We start from the raw sequence: 17,726 nt of genomic DNA on the forward strand, positions 1-17,726 counted from the left end.
CATTTGTTGGCAGATGGGGCGCCGCTTGGCCCGGAAGGTCAGGAATTGTAGTTCCCATGTCAGGGATGATGTCGGAAGAATGATGCATAGTTTCAGGCACATGCAGACATTCCAACCCAATTGTGTACCGCAAAACATGTATTGAGTTTTTGCGCGAAACCACCGTGGCCAACATCAAGAATCTGTGGCAACGTCTTATGCAGACGCGGACGTGGTGGAATCGGTAGACACAAGAGACTTAAACCATGTTTTGAGTGCCTCGTGGGAAACCTCGAGAGTAGAACTGCTCAAATTCGGGGAAAGCTAACGGCCATATCTGGCCCATGCCAATCCCGAGCCAAGCCGGTTGGGCTGTGTCCTGATCGGAAGGTGTAGAGACTAGACGGGCAGCACCTAAGGCCGGGCGACCGGAGATGGTGAAGGGATAGTCCAGACCACAAACGACGCGATTGCGTCGGCGGCGAAAGCCGTAGCAGGTAAGAAAATCTCTCGATCGTATGATCGTGCGGGTTCGAGTCCCGCCGTCCGCACCAGCAATGAACACTTTAGTTGTCGTGCAATCTGCCAACGCCGTTGGTGAAGCGTCGCTTGTATGAGTGAGTGGAATTGCGAAACACAGTTTTCCAAAATTTCCTAAAATTCTCTCCATATTCGAAATGGAGTTCCGCTGTCGCATTAAGGCGGAAGTAAGTGCGGTGATCTAAGGACGTGGTTCAGTTCATGGCGCTGCAACGGTGTTGCCGCGCGCAATGCCAAGGATCATGCCATGCAAGTCAAAGGTCGAAACCTGCTTGTCCTGCCCCGCTTGAACTCACTCATGGCGAAGGCAGTGCTGATGACTGCGCTGGTCACGCTCTCGGTTCTTGCTGCGATGGTTTCATTTGACTATTCGGCGCAACGCAAGCTTTTGCACTCGGAGCTGGTGTCGCGCGCACAAAATGTGACTGAGCTTCTCGCCATGCAGATGGGCGGTTCCATCAAATTTGCAAACGAGGTTGCCGTTAGAGAGATAACTGAAAGTGTAATTGCCGCAGCCGAACCCGAAGTGCAGGGGGCGATGGTTGTCGATTCAACCGGTTTGCAGATGTTTGGCAGTCCTGAGATGGATGCAGTTGCACCTGAAGCGGCTTCTCTTGCGACTGTTGCGATCAACAACGGTCGGGTTTCTGCATCAGAGGATGGGCTGGTGGTTGCATATCCGGTGAAATTCGGGCCGGAAGCATTGGTCGCGGGGGCGGTTGTTACGGCATGGGATGATGCGCAGGTCATCGCATTTCTTGCGCGCAATCAGATGCTGGCGACGTCCGTTGCTGTGGCCGTCTTCGTTTTTGCTATGGCCCTGATCATTACATACGCTTGGTACGACGTGTCGCGGCCAATAAACGGGCTTACTGAAGCGATGTCCGCAATCGCGCGAAAGGAATATCAGATCGATGTTCCGGGCACAAAGCGCGGTGACGAAATCGGCAACATGGCTCGCCGTTTGGATGGGTTCAGATTGGCACTGGCGAAGGCTACGAAGGGACAACGCGATAGCGCATTCAAAAGTGCGGCATTTGAAGGGTCGACCGCGCCAATGATGATGGTTGATGAAACCAATCATGTCATTTTCGTCAACCCCGCCTGCACGGCGCTCCTGAACAGCCTCTTGCCTGACCTGAATGCGTTGTGGCCTGGAGCCCAGTCAGACGCGTGGATTGGGACCAATCTTGGTGAGATGCAAGATGTTGTCGAACTGCTCGATGCCCTGAGTGATCCTGATAGCCCGTGCAACAACAGCATGGTGCTACGGGTCGGTGAAAGGCACGTGCGCATGAATCTCAACCAGACAAAAGACTACATGGGGCGAACGATTGGTGCTGTCGTTGAATGGTCGGATCAGACGACGGCACAGCGTGACGCAGCCTTGTTGGCGGGAATAGACAGCACACAGATGCGCATAGAGTTCGATAGCGTCGGAAAAAGTTCTGACGTAAATGGAGTTGCCAAAAAGCGCTTGAATTTAGAACCAGGAAATCTTGCGGAAATGACTTTGGGCACTTTGTTTGCTGCGGAGCAACCTGATCCAAAAATTCCAAACGATGTCCTGTTGGCCTTACAGCAAGGGGAAAGGCTGCACGGCAAAATGCATCTCATGTCTATCGGTGGCGAAAGGCTGGTCGTTGACGGTGGTTTTGTCTGCGTTCGCGCCGAAGACACGGCGATCGAGCGCTACATCCTGATAGGAACGGACGTGACCGAGGCGGAGTTGGAAGTACTGGATGCACGGGATCATCAGGTACAGATTGCTCATGATCAGGCTGCTGTTGTGGCGGCCTTGGGGCAGGGCCTGCAAGATTTGTCCGAAGGCAATTTGACGCTCGAGTTGAAAGACCCGTTTCCTGATGAATACGAGAAGCTCCGGCTGGACTTCAACCGGGCACTAAAAAGTCTGCGCAACGCAGTGGTGACTGTGACGCACAATGTGAACTCCATTCGGAGTGAAACAAACGAAATCACCTGCGCGGCAGATGATTTGTCACGTCGCACTGAGCGACAAGCAGCGACGCTCGAAGAAACAGCAGCTGCGTTGGATGAGCTTACATCTTCCGTTCGCTCCGCTGCTGAAGGCGCTGATGCGGCGAGCAAAACCTCTGAAGACGCAAAACGCAATGCCGAGCAAGGTGGAGACATAGCGCGTCAAGCGGTCAGCGCGATGGACGGCATCAAGACGTCGTCTCACGAGATTTCCAAGATCACATCCATGATCGATGACATTGCGTTTCAGACAAATTTGCTGGCTCTCAATGCAGGTGTAGAAGCGGCGCGAGCAGGTGAGGCTGGTCGCGGTTTTGCCGTTGTTGCAACCGAGGTGCGAGCCTTGGCACAACGATCCTCTGACGCGGCCCGGGAAATCAATACGCTCATTTCCACGAGCGCTGAACAAGTTCAGCACGGCGTTGAACTGGTCGATCGGACCGGAAGCGCCCTGTCAGCAATCGTATCTTCTGTTACCGATATTTCTGAACGAATGATCGAAATCGCAACGTCTACACGCCAACAATCCGCGGGCTTGAACGAGATTAACGCAGCCGTGAATGAACTGGATCATGTCACACAACAGAACGCGGCAATGTTTGAAGAAACCACAGCGGCAAGCCATGCATTGACGGGTGAGGCAGATGCACTTGCGGATGCTGTCGCGCAATTCAAGATTGGCTTGGTCCGATTTGAAGATACGCAACCTTCGGACATCGGTTCCGAACTGTCAGATGTAGCGCAGGCGCTGCAAGTGAATGGTTCCCTCGCCCTTAAATCTTCCGATGGTGATTCAGCGGAACCGACGGGATGGGAGGAGTTTTAGCCCTTTGATCAACCGCGGCATGTGCAAATGTACCTGCGAATTGCGTGACGATACCGCCCATGCGCAATGCTGGAACGACAGGATCTGCGGTACTAACGCCCCCCGGTATGAGCAAGCGTTAGACCGCACTGCTGGTCGGCTCTCCAAAGACGCTTCATTCAAAAAAAGAGGCGACGTTACTCACATCTTCGGCGCAAGTTCGCCGGAGGCGCCGCCCTCAAGCGCGGCTGCCGGCGAAACGCTCTTGCCAGGCCTGTCTGTCTTCGTCGCTGATCTTGGTAAAAAGATTTTCGGGCACGACAAAGCTTTGCCCGGCCGACACGCTAGCGAGGGCCTCTGTCGCGCTATCTGGCCATTGTGCCTTTTCGATCCGCAGTGCAGCGTTCATCTTTTGGGCCGCATCCGGGATGAATGGCGCTGACAGAGTTGCATAGAACGCGATCAGGTTCAGGCCAAGACGGATCTGCATGGCAGCTGTCTCTGGGTCCTCTTTGATGGTTGCCCATGGGGCGGCAGCCTGGAGATACTCGTTCCCAGCGACCCAGATGGCGCGAAGCTCTTGCGCTGATTTGCGCACTTCCTTGGCGTCCATCGTCTGTGCATAGCGTGCGAGGCGGGTGTCTAATTCTGCGATCAGCGCCTCCTCACGCTCACCGAATACGCCTCCCTCTGGAACGGTTTCCCCGAACTTGGACCGGCAGAATTTTGTAACGCGGCTTACGAAATTGCCAAGGACGTCTGCGAGATCCTTGTTCACACCTTGCTGGAAAAGCTCCCACGTGAATTCCGAATCCGATGTCTCGGGACAATTGGACAGTAACCACCAGCGCCAATAGTCGGCTGGCAAGATCTCGAGCGCCTGGTCCATGAACACACCCCGCCCCTGGCTGGTCGAGAACTGGCCGCCATCGTAAGTCAGGTAGTTAAATGACTTGAGGTGATCGACCATCTTCCACGGCTCGCCGGAACCAAGGATGGTGGCTGGAAAACTTAGCGTATGGAACGGTACGTTGTCCTTGCCCATGAACTGGGTGTAGCGCACGTCATCTGCGCCTTTGTCCGTTCGCCACCAACGCTCCCAATCCGCGCCATCTTGCGCCTCTGACCATTCTCCGGCGCAGGCGATGTATTCGATGGGTGCATCGAACCAGACGTAGAAGACCTTGTCCTCCATGCCCGGCCAGTCAGCGTCGCCCCGTCGCACAGGGATGCCCCAGTCCAGGTCCCTTGTGATCCCACGGTCCTGGAGGCCGTCACCATCGTGCAACCACTTCTTGGCGATCGACGTGGTCAGCACGGGCCAATCTGTCTTGCTGTCAATCCAGACGTCCAGGTCATCCTTGAGCGCCGATTGGCAGAGGTAGAGATGTTTGGTCTCGCGCACTTCAAGATCGGTTGATCCGGACACGGCACTGCGCGGATTGATCAGATCGGTTGGGTCGAGTTGCTTGGTGCAATTCTCGCATTGGTCACCGCGTGCTTTGTCATAGCCGCAGTTCGGGCACGTGCCTTCGATGTACCGGTCAGGGAGAAAGCGACCATCCGCGTTGGAATAAACCTGCTTCTCTGTGACCTCGCGGATCAAACCTGCGTCAGCCAACCGACCAGCAAAGTGCTGGGTCAAAGTATGGTTCTGCGGCGACGATGATCGCCCGAAATGGTCAAACGAGAGGCGAAAACCCTTTGCAATCTCGGCCTGGATCGTGTGCATCTCTGCGCAGTATTCAGCCACCGGCTTGCCCGCCTTGGCCGCTGCAAGCTCAGCGGGCGTTCCGTGCTCATCGGTTGCACACAGAAACAAGACCTCGTTGCCCCGCGCACGCTGGTAGCGCGCATAAAGGTCGGCGGGCAGTTGGCTGCCCACCAGGTTGCCGAGGTGCTTGATCCCGTTGATGTAGGGAATGGCGGACGTGATCAGATGACGCTGCATGATAGGCCTTTGCATGGTTGCGGCCCATTTAGCAGTGAGATGCCCGGTGGAAAAGACCTGTTACTTGCGGTCTCGGCTCCGGCCCGTCAAACGACCGATCAGGAAGGATGTGCGTGGGGCATAGATGTACCGCGTACGCTCGGTGGGGGTTGCCCGGGAACGCATCCGCGCCAGACCAAATATGATCAGAACGCCGTGCCCCACGGCGATCATCGCAAAGAGCGCAGGTGGGCCGAATAGGTCGATCAGTGCTGAGGCGGTCAATGGAGCTGCGATGGCGCCGAGAGCGTAATAGAACATCAGCGCGGCAGACAGTTCCACCCGTTCTGACGCGTCTGCAAAGTCATGGGCATGTGCTGCCGCAACAGAGTAGATGGGAAATGTGGTCAGCCCGAATAATCCGGCGGTCAACATCACACCTGTCGTATCAAGATTGGTTGCAAGGGCGGTGATGGCACAGCTTCCCATGGCGGCTGCTGAAAGCCAGATCAACACCCACCGGCGGTCGTATTTGTCCGCGAGCCAACCAACGGGATATTGGGCGAGCGCACCGCCCAATACGAATGCAGCCATGAACCAAGCAATTTGCTGTGCCGTTAATCCCACTTCTTGACCATAGATCGGGCCGACCATGCGGAAGGATGCGCTGGACAATGCGGCCACAACCACACCTGCGGCGGCCAAGGGAGAGCGTTCGACAGCCAGTCTGGGGCGCAGGCGGGGTGCGCTGGGCGTTTCGGGTTGCTTCACCTTGGTCAGCGTCAAAGGGAGCAGGGCGGCACAGCATACAATGGCCAGCAAGTTGTAGCTGACATAGCTGGCTGGTTCGAGCACCCCGATCACGAGTTGGGCTGCCAGGGACGCGCCCATATCCATCAACCGGTACACGCCCATGGTCCGGCCACGTGTGGCATTCGTGACCTTGGCCTGCAACCACGCTTCGATCACGGTGTAGCAACCGGCGACGCACATACCGGATGCGATACGCATGATGGCCCAGGCCATTGGGTCCACGATCATCATATGAGCGATCAATCCGATGGCTCCTGCCGCAGTAAACGCAGCAAATGCGCGGCTGTGCCCGACGCTGCCCATCAGGCGTGGCGCCCACCAGCACCCGATGAAGAACCCCAGAAAGTGGGCGGACCCCAGCAGACCGATCTCTTGCCGTGTGAAGTCGAGCGCAATACCGGATAGTGCATCCAGCGGACCCAGCGCGCCTGAACTGAGTTGCAGTAAAATGACCGACAGAAACAGGGCCGCGAAGGAGATGAGCATGCGCATAGCTCGCTCCTTGTGGCGCGAGTCGGGTGGCTTGCCTAGCGGGTATTCGACGGGCCTGCGTCGTTTTTCAGCCAGCCGCAGTAATTTCGGCAGCGATGTCGATGCCGACGGTATTGTCCACCAGATTGGCATAGCCGGTCGCGCCGAATTCGCGCCGATCGATACGACCTTTCAGCATGACGGTTAGAGTGCTAAAGTCCTCGGCTGAACTGCCGCGAGGGCGAAACAGTCCCGCATCAAAGCGAATGCGGCGGGTGACACCGCGCAAGGTCAGGTCACCTTCGAGCATGGCGCCGTTGGAGAGGCGCCCACCGGGCCCCAACTTTACACCTGTTGATCGGAAGCGAGCGGTGGGATGGTTTTGCGCGTCAAGAACCGAAGGTGATTTCAGCGCCTCCGTCGCAAAGATCAGACCGGTGCGCGCACGACGCACATCGGCGCTGACAAGGGCTGTGGACTTGTCCAGGTTGTTTGGATCGACGGTCAAATCAGCCTGACTGACAGGCACTGTTCCTTTGACCGGCGCACCGTTCAGCATGAATGTGTAGGTAATTGTCGCGCCGCCGGAACCCAGACGATATGGGGTTGGGGCGGCCCATACGGTGCGCGGTGCGAGCGTGGCCAGGGCACAAAGCAGCAAGTGGCGGCGGTGCATGATGATGTCCTCTGCGGGTTGTTCTGCAAAGGTAACACTCCAATGTCGGATTTAGTCGTCGGTCACGCAGCCTTGATTGATCCGGAGATGCGGGGAAGGGCGTGATCTGGATGACGTGTGATCTCCCACGTCTGTTCAGGTGCCGCGCGTGCACGCAGCCGTGTCAGGTGCCAACGGCCTTGGCTGCCTTGGTGATCGGGGGCCAGATGCCAACGGCTTTCGACCCCCTGTGCACCGCCCATTCCAGGCGTCAGTAAAAGCCCGAGTGGCGCATTGCCTTTGCCGGCCCCTCCGTTTTTGGCCGCCAGATGCATGCGGCGGACGGGTGTCAGGCCTGGCAGGCCAGGCATATCCGCGATGGCAAGGGGCACAGCGCTGCTGCGCAACACCTCTTCCATACTCCACAACACATCGTCAGCCCGCTTTGCATGAACCATGATCAGTCGTGCCGGATCGATTGATGGCATCATCCCACAAGGGTTCAGGTGCTCTGTACTCCAATCCGGTGTGATCCAGATCACTGGTCCTTTGGTTTGTGCCATCAGCCACATGGCAAGCCGGTGGCGGGCAGGGCCGCAAGCCTCGTGTACCCGACCCATTGCCAGCCCATGCCCAAGCCCGTGCTGCATCCCTTCGGACAGCAGGGGCAGGCAAGCGCGTGCGCGTGATTGTGTGTGGTGGGCAAGTGACGTGGGCAATGGCATATCTATACGGTAGCGTGTTCTTGATATGTTCTCAATTATGATTTGCACAAAACCCAGAGTTTTTTGGCTTGTCCCCAAGGGTGTGGTCGCTAGGGTCGCCCAGACGCAACAGGAGGGCCTGACATGGAACGACGTAAGCTGGGACGTACGGGGATCGATGTGTCGGCCTTGTGTCTGGGGTCAATGACCTGGGGCACGCAGAACACGACCGAGGAAGGCCACGCCCAGATCGACCGTGCGCTTGAGGCGGGCATCGACTTTGTCGACACGGCCGAGATGTACCCGGTGAACCCGATCGCCAAGGAAACCATTGGTCGCACGGAACAGATCATTGGCAAGTGGTTTGAACGGGGCGGTGCGCGTGATCGGATGATCCTTGCCTCCAAACATTCGGGGGCGGGCATGCGCCATGTTCGGGACGGTGCCGACATTTCCGGCGCAACCATTCCGGATGCAGTTGAAGGTTCGCTGAAGCGGCTGCAGACAGACTACATCGATCTCTATCAATTCCACTGGCCCAACCGCGGCAGCTACATGTTCCGACAAAACTGGGCCTACGACCCGTCGGGCCATGATGTCGCTGCCGTACGTCAGAATATGGAGGACTGTCTCGGCGCATTGCAGCTTGAAGTAGACCGCGGAACGATCCGCGCCTTTGGCCTGTCCAATGAAAGCGCTTGGGGCACAGCGCAGTGGCTGGCTGCGTCCGAACGTACGGGTGGGCCGCGCGTCGCCTCGGTTCAGAATGAATACTCGTTGATGTGCAGATTTTACGATACGGACATGTCCGAGTTGAGCCTGAACGAAGATGTGGGGCTTTTGTCCTTTTCACCTCTGGCGACGGGGCTTTTGACTGGAAAGTACCAGGGCGGTGCCGTGCCGGATGGCTCACGACTGACGCTGAGTCCTGATCTCGGCGGGCGCAAGACCGAGCGGGCTTTCGAAGCTGTCGATGCTTACATGGGAGTCGCGCAGAAACATGGTCTTGATCCAAGCCAGATGGCCTTAGCTTGGTGTATGACGCGCCCCTTCATGTGCTCGGTCATCTTCGGAGCCACAACGATGGACCAGCTGGAGGTCGCTATCGGTGCGGCTGACGTGCAGTTGAGCGACGAGGTGTTTGCCGATCTTGATACTGCGCATCGGGCGCATCCGATGCCGTATTGATCCGAAAGCGCTGACGCATTCGATCCTCGGTAACCCCCACCCTGGCCCTCCCCTCGGGGGAGGGAAGCATGGTTGCAGGCCGACCCAGTTGAAGGTGGCGAAAAGGCCAGTTTAAAACTGTGGATCAAATTGATGGGCGGCTCGTGTTGCGCGAGGACTTTCCCCGTATCTTTCCGAATGCGCCCGGGCGAGGCTGGATTGTGATCCGAACCCTGTTGCCAAGGCGATGCTGTGCAGTGGCGTTTTCGTATGTTTGATCAGTCTATGCGCTTCGGCCAGTCGAAGGGTCAGGTAGTGAGTTTTTGGCGTGATCCCAAGCACTTGCTGGAAGTGAAGTTGCAGGCTGCGGGTGCTTAGCCCAAGATTCTTTGCAATGGTCGGGATCGGAATAGGGGCGTCCAGCGCATCTTCCATAATGGCATGCGCCTTGTGTGTCAGTGCACTATGTCGGCGTGCGTCCGGGTGCCGGATCTGCGGGTCCGTGGATGCTGGGGCGCGTGTATGGATGAAGCCAGCGGCGACGCGCGCGGACAATGATTTGCCGTGTTGGACCTCGATCAGTTGTAGCATCATGTCGAGGGTCGGTGCTGCGCCGCTGCTGGTCCATCGTTTGCCGGACGTCACGAACCTCGCGTTTTGTAGCGTGATGTCGGGGAAGGTGGCAGAGAACTCGGACAAATCCTCCCAATGTGTGGTGGCGGCGTGCCCATCCAACAGGCCAGCCTTCGCGGCCAGCCAAGCGCCGCCATCGATGGTCATAAGTACAGTGTTAGGTGCAGTGAGGCGTCGGATACTCGACAACAGCACCGGGGTGGCTTGCGGGATCACGTTGAACCCGGCCACGAGGATCAGAAGATCGCAGGAGACAACGCGTTGCAGCGGGGCAGCAGGCACAGACAGGCCGCTGGTCAGCTGAACGTCTTCGTTGGTTGGTGTGGCGAAACTCCAATCGTAGAGCTTTCGTTCGGATTGTCGGTTGGCGGCGCGCAGGGGGTCCACGGCTGCTGCAAGCGAAAGGGTGTTCGTATTATGCAGAGCGAGGATTGCGGTTTTTGTCATATCAATTCGCTTTTTGACAAGTCATGATAGCAATGGATGGCAGAGTGCCTCGGAATGCAAGGAGGGACACATGCCGCTGACCATGAATCGTGAGGTTTTCATCACCTGTGCCGTAACCGGATCTGGCGGCACGCAGGATCGCAGCCCTCATGTACCGCGCAGTCCGGAAGAGATTGCGAACAGTGCGATCGCGGCGGCCAAGGCCGGTGCGGCCATCGTGCATTGCCATGTGCGCGATCCCGAGACAGGAGTGCCTAGCCGTAAACTTGAGTATTATCGCGAGGTTACGGATCGTATCCGAGATGCGGATGTGGATGTTGTCCTCAACCTAACGGCCGGAATGGGCGGAGATATGGTGTTTGGGGATACCGAGGCCCCGTTGCCGCTGAAAGATGACGGAACCGACATGATAGGCGCGTCCGAACGGGTGGCCCATGTGGCGGAATGCCTGCCGGAGATTTGCACTCTGGATTGCGGCACCATGAACTTTGCCGAGGCGGATTATGTGATGACAAACACGCCCGGCATGCTGACGGCCATGGGGCGGATGATGACCGAACTGGGTGTGAAGCCCGAGATCGAAGCCTTTGACACCGGGCATTTATGGTATGCAAAACAACTTGTTAAGGATGGTGTTCTGGACGCGCCCGCGCTGGTTCAACTGTGCATGGGCGTGCCCTGGGGTGCGCCGGATGACCTGAATACATTCATGGCGATGGTCAACAACGTGCCGGAGGATTGGACGTTCTCGGCCTTTTCATTGGGGCGCAACCAGATGGCCTATGTCGCGGCGGCGGTGCTGGCGGGCGGCAATGTGCGGGTCGGTCTTGAGGACAATCTGTGGCTAGGAAAGGGCGAACTGGCACAGAACTGGCAATTGGTGGAACGGGCGGGCACCATTGTAGAAAACATGGGCGCGCGGGTCATTGGACCAGCCGAAGTGCGTGAGAAACTGGGGCTGACAAAACGGGCGCCGAAAGCGTAATGACAGGGTGTCACCCTCCGTGCACCAGGCGTGCACCCCCCATACACCCCCATCGGGCGCCTTGGCTCCTGATCGTTAACCTTTGCGCAATAGGATGGCTGGCTGCTTGCGCGCCTGCACCTACGGATGCCCCTCAATTGCTGCGTAACCCGACCGTACCAATCGGGGCCATCAGCCGGTTTGAAGAGGCGCGGTTTGATGGACAGTGGCAGGTCGAACGGGCGGGCGCTGGCGAGTGGGCACTGGCAGGGTTCGAAATTGCCGATGGTTTATGGCGGGAGCGGAGCGAGACCGGGGCACCACGCAACGGACAAGTGACGCCACTTGGGCGTGGTGTTTTGGAGATCACCTATGATGACAGATCCAAGCGCGATCTGTGGGTCGTATGGATCGACCCTGATCACAACACGGCGGCTTTGGGGGACCCGGACGGACGGTTCGGCTTTGTGGTGACGCGCGTTGGAAAACGGCGTGCAGATCAGATCCGCGCTGCGGAGCAAGTCTTGGACTTTAACGGGTATCGCGTGGCCGATTGGCGTGATGGCAAGCCAGGTATTTGAAATGGATATGGTGGGTTCCCGAGGAATCGAACCTCTCGCGGAGACCACTCCAACGTTTTACCGCCACGGATTTACAGTCCGCCATGGAGAAGGGAACCCAAGTGGTCGCGATGGTTCTGAGGAATTCAGACGTCACGACATGGCAAAGAGGCCCAATGGAGCCTCAGAAAAGTTCAATAATAGAACCAGATATGCCGTGTCAGTTTGGTCATGTTTGATGGGTTAGTCCGCCAAGGAAAAAGAAGCAAGGAAAAGAATGAGAAAAGTTGCAGCGATCATCGGCGGTGGTGTGATTGGCGGCGGCTGGGCCGCGCGGTTTCTGCTGAATGGTTGGGATGTGCGGGTGTTTGACCCGGATCCCGAGGCAGACGTGAAACTGGCACCGGTGCTGGCGCAAGCGCGGCGGGCGTTGCCGAGCCTGACGGATGTGGCCTTGCCCCCCGAGGGGCGGCTGACCCTTCACGACGATCTGGCTGAAGCCGTGTCAGGGGTGACATGGATACAGGAAAGCGTGCCAGAGCGACTGGACATCAAACACAAGGTAATGGCCGACCTGCAAGCGGTGTGCCCTGCGGACGCTATCATCGGATCGTCCACGTCTGGTTTCAAACCGAGCGAGTTGCAGGAGGGCGCGGCGCGGCCTGAGCAGATCATGGTCTGCCATCCGTTCAATCCCGTCTACCTGATGCCGCTGATCGAGGTAGTGCCGTCATCTGCAACTGATCCTGCACTGGTGGATAAAGCCGAGGGCATTCTGCGGTCCCTTGGGCATTTCCCGTTGCGGGTCCGCAAGGAGATCGACGCCCATATTGCGGATCGGTTCCTTGAGGCCGTCTGGCGCGAGGCACTGTGGTTGGTCAAGGATGGTGTTGCCACGACCGAGGAGATCGATGAGGCGATCCGCATGGGCTTTGGCATCCGCTGGGCGCAGATGGGGCTGTTTGACACCTACCGCACGGCTGGCGGCGATGCTGGGATGCGTCATTTCATGGCCCAATTTGGTCCGGCCCTGAAATGGCCATGGACCAAGTTGATGGATGTGCCGGAGTTCACAGACGAGTTGGTGGATTTGATTGCCGGTCAGTCGGACGCGCAATCCGGGCACATGACGATTGCCGAGATGTTGAAAGCGCGGGACGACAATCTGGTGGGCATGATGCGCGCGTTGAAGGCCAATGACTGGGGCGCGGGTGCGGTGATGAATGCCCACGAGTCGCAGTTGCGTGCCGGGACCGTTCTGGCGGCGCATGTGGACGATCTGGAGGATGTCTCTGCGCCGATCCTGACGGTGCGTCGGGCCGTGCCGCTGGACTGGACGGATTACAATGGTCACATGAACGAGGCCCGGTATTTGCAGGCCTTTGGCGATGCGACGGACCGTTTCATGGAAATGATTGGCTGTGACGCGGAATACATCGCGACGGGGGGCAGCTATTTCACGGCCGAGACCCATATCCGCCACGTGGACGAGGTGCATGCCGGTACCGTGATCGAGGTGCGCACACAGGTTTTGGCCGGGGCGGGCAAGAAGCTGCACCTGTTCCATGAGATGTATGAGGACGAGCGGCTTTTGGCGACAGGGGAGCATTTCTTGTTACATGTCAGCCTTGAGACGCGCCGTCCCTCGGAACCTGCTGCCGCGATCGTTGCAGCATTGGAACGGGTATCGGCGGCGCATGCGGATTTGCCTACGCCCGAGGGTGTCGGCCGGGCCGTCGGGCAGCGCCCATGAGCCGGGTTTTGATCACCGCCGGCGTGTCGGGGATCGGTCGTGCAATGGGCGAGGCTTTTGACGCTGCCGGGTTCGAGGTTTGGGTGACAGATGTGGATGCGGCTGCGTTGAAGGCTTTGCCTGTGCATTGGTCTTCGCACCTTTGCGATGCCTCGGACGAGGATGGGGTAGCGGGTGTGATGTCCCAGGCCGGGACGTTGGATGCGCTCTGTGCAAATGCCGGGATTGCCGGACCAACGGCGCGGGTAGAGGATGTGGCCTTGGGCGATTGGCGGTCTTGTGTGTCGGTCAATCTGGAAGGTGCCTTCCTGGCCGTGAAACATAGTCTACCGGCTATGAAGGCGGCAGGTCGAGGTTCTGTCGTGTTCACATCCTCGACCGCCGGGATACATGGCTACCCCAATCGTGCGCCCTATGCGGCGGCGAAGTGGGCCGTCATCGGATTGATGAAGACAGTCGCGATGGAGGCGGGGCCGTTTGGCGTACGCGCCAATGCGATTTGTCCGGGTGCAGTTGAAGTGTCGCGGATGGAGGGTGTCTTGGCGCGTGAGACGGCTGCCAAAGGGATGACCGCGATCAGGTTTATGATGGCTATGCCGCCGGAACGTCGATGCGCAGTTTTGTCGATGCGTCGGATATCGCGGATATGGCGGTTTTCCTGGGCTCGGACGCGGCGCGGCGCGTTTCGGGGCAGGTGATTGCGGTTGACGGTCATACGGAGAACCCGGACCCGAAGCTGTAGGCCGTCGGGCGGCTCTGTTTGCTTTTGGCAAAGGCGCCCGCCCGCCGATCCTTGCGTCGCTTCAGGTGATCAGATGGCGCAGACCATCCAAGTGGGTCGGAATATCTCGGGCGGTAAACGATGCCTGTCGTATCAGCGTATCGAAATGCAAAGAGAGCGTTTCGATCCTTTCCCGGTCACGGAAGGCCATGTAGTGGCCTCCGGTATAGATCACAGCCAAGAGCGGGCCGAAGATGGTGATTGGAGCCGAGTAGAGTTTGCGCTGATCAAAGAGGTAGATACGGAGCCTTGGATAGAGTTGGGTGCTCAGGTCATGCAGCTGGTCAAGTTGGCCGTGTCGTGTGCTGCCCGGTAGGTCCGCGTAATAGCCGGTTCCCGCGGCGAAGCTGTGCAGTTCAAAGAGAGGCAGCGCGATTTCGTAGTCTGATTGTGCTGCGCGCATCCAGTTCAGCCGGTCGCGGGACGCATTAATGGCTTGCGTGGTGGTCCGCCCGAGGTGGGGGCGGTATTCCCATTCCAGCATGTCCTGCGTCTTGAGCATGTCGGGCAGACCTGCGGGGACGTGCCGGATCTTGTAGCCTGCCGCTTCCTGATGCCACGAGAAGATACGCTCGTCGATCAGGGCGCGCGGGGCTTCGGTCAGTGTGAGTGCGGCGGCTGTTAGTGCGGCCGCGCTCTCGGGGCGATCGGACAGGCCGAGCAGCCAATCGGCAGAGACACCAAGGGCCTGGGCGCAGGCCCCGACCACTTGTGCGCCGGGCAGCCGCGCCCCTTCATCGCCGAGGGCTTGGCTGATGGTGGATCGGTCGGTGCCGATATGGCGAGCCAGCGCGCTTTGAGACATGTTTTGGTCCTGCATGGCACGGGCCAGGCGGTTGCGGAACTGGGATGCTCGGAGGCGTTTGTCGAGAATTTCAGACATATGATGATAAATATCTGCATCTGGCGGAATTGTTAACTCAATTCGGAATTCGCCGCTGTACGGGATCGCGGTAGCGTTTGGGCATCCCTTCCCGGAGCTCTTGCCAATGCCTTCACGCCGGTCGTCCCGACGCTTGCCCTTTGATCGTCCCATGCAGGTCGAGTGGATCACCTTGGCGCTGTGGCTGGTGTGCATGGCGCTGTGGGGGTTGGCATTGATGGTCTTACCAGTGGGATGGGCGTGGTGCGTGCTGGTGTTTGCCCTTGTCCTGCATGCTTCCCTGACCCACGAGGTGCTGCATGGCCATCCGTTTCCGTCCCGGTGGGCCAGCGAGGCCCTCGTAGTTGTCAATCCGGGGCTCTTAATTCCGTACCTGCGGTTTCGCGATACGCATCTGGCGCACCATCAGGATGCGAACCTGACTGATCCCTATGATGATCCCGAGACGAACTATGTTGATCCAGTGGTGTGGCGGCGGATGCCACGCCTGTTGCGGGGTGTACTGGCGCTGAACAACACGCTCGCGGGTCGGATGCTGTTGGGGCCAATCGTGGCGCAGGTCAGTTTCATGCGCGAGGATTGGCGGGCGATCCGGGCCGGTGATGCACAGGTGTTGCGTGGGTGGTTGGTGCATCTGCCAGGTGTTTTCGCGGTCCTGTGTGTCGTTTGGTCAAGTCCCATGCCCATCTGGCTCTACCTGACGGCCTGTTACGCGGCGGTGTCCGTATTGAAAATCCGGACGTTTCTCGAGCATCAGGCGCATGAGCGTGCCCGGGGCCGCACGGTGATTGTGGAAGATCACGGGCTGCTGGCTTTTCTTTTTCTGAACAACAACTTCCACGTCGTCCACCACATGCATCCGCGCGTTCCATGGTACCGGTTGCCCGCGCTCTACCGGGCCAATCGCGACCGATACCTAACCTGCAACGAGGGGTATCGCTATGCCTCGTACCGGGACGTGTTTGTCCGATACTTCCTGCGTGCCAAGGATCCGGTGCCGCATCCGCTCTGGTCCTCGGACCGCTGAGCCGCCATAGAAGGCCATGGCCCTTTGGATTCCCATTTCAGTCGCTGCGGCGATGTTTCAGACGCTGCGGTTCATGCTGCAGCGGCAACTGTCCCTTGGCACGCTGAGCGCGGCGGGTGCGACGCTTGCGCGTTTTCTGTATTCCGCACCGCTGATTGCTGTTTTGATTGTGCTCTATATGCGCAGCACTGGCGCCCTCTGGCCCGCGTTTGGACCACAATTCTGGATGTTCGCAGCCATTGGGGGGCTCGCGCAAATTCTTGCGACGGTGGCCACGGTCAGCCTGTTCAAGGCACGCAACTTCGCGGTCGGCATCACGTTCAAGAAGACCGAGGTTATCCAAGCCGTCCTGGTGGGCTGGATCGTGTTGGGTGATGCGGTCAGCTGGCTGGGCTTTGCCGCCATTGGCCTGGGTCTTGTGGGAGTGCTGCTGCTGTCAGCCCCGCCCGAACCCGTGCGGTGGGACTGGCGCGACATGGCAAACCGGGCCACTGGGCTCGGGCTGGCGGCCGGATTGCTGTTTGCCGTGTCCGGTGTCAGCTACCGTGGCGCGTCGCTCAGCCTTGGGCTTGATGATCCAATTGCCCGGGCGGGGCTGACGCTCGCTGCCGTGACGGCGATGCAGACCATTGCCATGGTTCTTTGGCTGCGGTGGCGTGATCCGGGTCAGGTCAGGGCGGTGTGGTCCGCGCGCAAGATTGCGGTGTGGGTCGGTTTGATGTCGATGGCCGGATCGTTCTGCTGGTTCTTTGCCTTCACGCTACAAAGCGCGGCTTACGTCAAGGCGGTTGGGCAGATCGAACTTGTCATGAGTGCGCTGGTCAGCGTTCTGCTCTTTCGCGAGGCCATCACCTCGCGGGAATGGATTGGCATGGCCGTTCTGCTGGGGTCAATCCTGTTGCTGGTGCTTGCGATCTAGTCCGTCATGGGATGGCCGCGCAGGCGGAGGAACAGGCTCTCTTCATCATTGTTCTTGAAATATGGCACGCTTGGTGGCGGGGCCGGGTCAGTCACACGCGCCGCGATTTCGGCCAACACCACTTCGGTGATGAAGGGCATGTCAAAGCCACGCACGTCGTCGAGCGCGATCCACTGCAGATGCGACAGCTCGTCCGAGGCACGGCTGAAATCGTCGAGGTCGGAGGCAATGTCCTGGGCGTCGATCAGGAAGAACCGGGCATCAAAGCGGCGCGGGCGGCCGGGTGGGGTCAGCGCGCGAAAGACGAATTGCAGCGGGGCGGCGTGCGGCCGGTAGCCTGCAGATGCAAACTGTGTCCAATCGGGGGGTGCATCCGGCCAGTTGCCGGGTTGCCCAAGGATTTGCCCGGTTTCTTCAAATAGTTCGCGTATCGCCGCAGCGGCGAGGGCTGGCCCGAGATGGGGTTCCCCATCTTCTGCGAGCCGTGTGTCGTTGGGCGACAAGAGCGTTGATGCGAGCGGGATGGCGTGGTCACCTACGTCGACCGCGCCGCCCGGAAAGACGAATTTGTTCGGCATGAAGGCAGCATTGGCACCACGCTGCCCCATGAGGATACGTGGCTTTGTCATCCTGTCGCGCAGCACGATGACCGTGGATGCATTCCGAATTTGGGTCTTGTCGATTGCGGTCATGTCAC

The 17,726-nt window shown here is 58.7% G+C and carries 14 protein-coding genes and 1 pseudogene; 8 read left to right on the forward strand and 7 right to left on the reverse strand.

The features are described 5' to 3' along the window. Positions 1 to 1,312 precede the first annotated feature (1,312 nt). The gene (locus AC6RA8_RS04310; RefSeq protein ID WP_500350892.1) at positions 1,313 to 3,343 is read left to right on the forward strand and encodes a methyl-accepting chemotaxis protein; all 2,031 of its coding nucleotides are present in this window, start codon (positions 1,313 to 1,315) and stop codon (positions 3,341 to 3,343) included. Positions 3,344 to 3,560: 217 nt separating this feature from the next. On the opposite strand, the gene metG is transcribed toward AC6RA8_RS04310, so the two are convergent. The 4 genes from metG to AC6RA8_RS04330 form a co-directional block, all read right to left on the reverse strand. Continuing rightward, a complete protein-coding gene (gene metG / locus AC6RA8_RS04315; RefSeq protein WP_500350893.1) occupies positions 3,561 to 5,273 on the reverse strand; it encodes a methionine--tRNA ligase in 1,713 nt (570 codons plus the stop codon). Between the two features lie 60 nt (positions 5,274 to 5,333). Beyond that, on the reverse strand, positions 5,334 to 6,557 hold the full coding sequence (locus tag AC6RA8_RS04320) for an MFS transporter (protein ID WP_500350894.1): 1,224 nt from the start codon (positions 6,555 to 6,557) through the stop codon (positions 5,334 to 5,336). 67 nt (positions 6,558 to 6,624) lie between these two features. Then, on the reverse strand, positions 6,625 to 7,212 hold the full coding sequence (locus tag AC6RA8_RS04325; protein WP_500350895.1) for a YceI family protein: 588 nt from the start codon (positions 7,210 to 7,212) through the stop codon (positions 6,625 to 6,627). A gap of 62 nt (positions 7,213 to 7,274) precedes the next feature. After that, positions 7,275 to 7,916: an ImuA family protein gene (locus tag AC6RA8_RS04330; RefSeq protein WP_500350896.1), complete on the reverse strand. Its 642-nt coding sequence runs from the start codon at positions 7,914 to 7,916 to the stop codon at positions 7,275 to 7,277. Between the two features lie 123 nt (positions 7,917 to 8,039). Between AC6RA8_RS04330 and AC6RA8_RS04335 the strand changes: the two genes are divergently transcribed. After that, entirely contained in the window at positions 8,040 to 9,083 is a 1,044-nt protein-coding gene (locus AC6RA8_RS04335) for an aldo/keto reductase (RefSeq protein WP_500350897.1), read from the forward strand. Between the two features lie 111 nt (positions 9,084 to 9,194). Here AC6RA8_RS04335 and AC6RA8_RS04340 read toward each other — a convergent pair whose 3' ends face one another. Beyond that, the gene (locus AC6RA8_RS04340; RefSeq protein WP_500350898.1) at positions 9,195 to 10,142 is read right to left on the reverse strand and encodes a GlxA family transcriptional regulator; all 948 of its coding nucleotides are present in this window, start codon (positions 10,140 to 10,142) and stop codon (positions 9,195 to 9,197) included. Between the two features lie 70 nt (positions 10,143 to 10,212). Between AC6RA8_RS04340 and bcoG the strand changes: the two genes are divergently transcribed. From bcoG to AC6RA8_RS04360, 4 genes and pseudogenes are all read left to right on the forward strand, one after another. Next, positions 10,213 to 11,127, forward strand: coding sequence for a 3-dehydrocarnitine:acetyl-CoA trimethylamine transferase BcoG (bcoG, locus tag AC6RA8_RS04345; RefSeq protein WP_500350899.1), 915 nt, complete (start codon positions 10,213 to 10,215; stop codon positions 11,125 to 11,127). 137 nt (positions 11,128 to 11,264) lie between these two features. Continuing rightward, on the forward strand, positions 11,265 to 11,687 hold the full coding sequence (locus AC6RA8_RS04350) for a hypothetical protein (RefSeq protein WP_500350900.1): 423 nt from the start codon (positions 11,265 to 11,267) through the stop codon (positions 11,685 to 11,687). A gap of 256 nt (positions 11,688 to 11,943) precedes the next feature. Beyond that, positions 11,944 to 13,419, forward strand: a complete 1,476-nt coding sequence (locus tag AC6RA8_RS04355; protein ID WP_500350901.1) for a carnitine 3-dehydrogenase — start codon at positions 11,944 to 11,946, stop codon at positions 13,417 to 13,419. Next, positions 13,416 to 14,161, forward strand: a pseudogene (locus AC6RA8_RS04360) (SDR family oxidoreductase). The gene AC6RA8_RS04355 and the pseudogene AC6RA8_RS04360 overlap by 4 nt, the downstream one beginning before the upstream one ends. Positions 14,162 to 14,222: 61 nt before the next feature. On the opposite strand, the gene AC6RA8_RS04365 reads toward AC6RA8_RS04360, so the two are convergent. Further along, on the reverse strand, positions 14,223 to 15,083 hold the full coding sequence (locus AC6RA8_RS04365; protein WP_500350902.1) for a helix-turn-helix domain-containing protein: 861 nt from the start codon (positions 15,081 to 15,083) through the stop codon (positions 14,223 to 14,225). Positions 15,084 to 15,189: 106 nt separating this feature from the next. Here AC6RA8_RS04365 and AC6RA8_RS04370 point away from each other — a divergent pair, with 106 nt between their 5' ends. After that, the gene (locus AC6RA8_RS04370; protein ID WP_500350903.1) at positions 15,190 to 16,110 is read left to right on the forward strand and encodes a fatty acid desaturase; all 921 of its coding nucleotides are present in this window, start codon (positions 15,190 to 15,192) and stop codon (positions 16,108 to 16,110) included. Between the two features lie 16 nt (positions 16,111 to 16,126). Next, positions 16,127 to 17,029 carry an EamA family transporter gene (locus tag AC6RA8_RS04375; RefSeq protein WP_500350904.1) on the forward strand — a complete coding sequence of 301 codons (903 nt, stop codon included), beginning with the start codon at positions 16,127 to 16,129 and terminating at the stop codon, positions 17,027 to 17,029. On the opposite strand, the gene AC6RA8_RS04380 is transcribed toward AC6RA8_RS04375, so the two are convergent. Further along, complete coding sequence (locus tag AC6RA8_RS04380) at positions 17,026 to 17,721, reverse strand: NUDIX hydrolase (RefSeq protein WP_500350905.1); 696 nt, start codon at positions 17,719 to 17,721, stop codon at positions 17,026 to 17,028. The genes AC6RA8_RS04375 and AC6RA8_RS04380 overlap by 4 nt on opposite strands. Positions 17,722 to 17,726: the final 5 nt, after the last annotated feature.

The sequence above is a fragment of the Tateyamaria sp. genome, from assembly GCF_059783535.1.

Excerpts from the sequence above, each read along its gene's own strand:
- AC6RA8_RS04380 (WP_500350905.1), bottom strand. The coding sequence starts at position 17,721 with ATGACCGCAATCGACAAGACCCAAATTCGGAATGCATCCACGGTCATC.
- AC6RA8_RS04370 (WP_500350903.1), top strand. The coding sequence starts at position 15,190 with ATGCCTTCACGCCGGTCGTCCCGACGCTTGCCCTTTGATCGTCCCATG.
- AC6RA8_RS04330 (WP_500350896.1), bottom strand. The coding sequence starts at position 7,916 with ATGCCATTGCCCACGTCACTTGCCCACCACACACAATCACGCGCACGC.
- AC6RA8_RS04375 (WP_500350904.1), top strand. The coding sequence starts at position 16,127 with ATGGCCCTTTGGATTCCCATTTCAGTCGCTGCGGCGATGTTTCAGACG.
- bcoG (WP_500350899.1), top strand. The coding sequence starts at position 10,213 with ATGCCGCTGACCATGAATCGTGAGGTTTTCATCACCTGTGCCGTAACC.
- metG (WP_500350893.1), bottom strand. The coding sequence starts at position 5,273 with ATGCAGCGTCATCTGATCACGTCCGCCATTCCCTACATCAACGGGATC.
- AC6RA8_RS04340 (WP_500350898.1), bottom strand. The coding sequence starts at position 10,142 with ATGACAAAAACCGCAATCCTCGCTCTGCATAATACGAACACCCTTTCG.
- AC6RA8_RS04320 (WP_500350894.1), bottom strand. The coding sequence starts at position 6,557 with ATGCGCATGCTCATCTCCTTCGCGGCCCTGTTTCTGTCGGTCATTTTA.
- AC6RA8_RS04365 (WP_500350902.1), bottom strand. The coding sequence starts at position 15,083 with ATGTCTGAAATTCTCGACAAACGCCTCCGAGCATCCCAGTTCCGCAAC.
- AC6RA8_RS04325 (WP_500350895.1), bottom strand. The coding sequence starts at position 7,212 with ATGCACCGCCGCCACTTGCTGCTTTGTGCCCTGGCCACGCTCGCACCG.
- AC6RA8_RS04355 (WP_500350901.1), top strand. The coding sequence starts at position 11,944 with ATGAGAAAAGTTGCAGCGATCATCGGCGGTGGTGTGATTGGCGGCGGC.
- AC6RA8_RS04335 (WP_500350897.1), top strand. The coding sequence starts at position 8,040 with ATGGAACGACGTAAGCTGGGACGTACGGGGATCGATGTGTCGGCCTTG.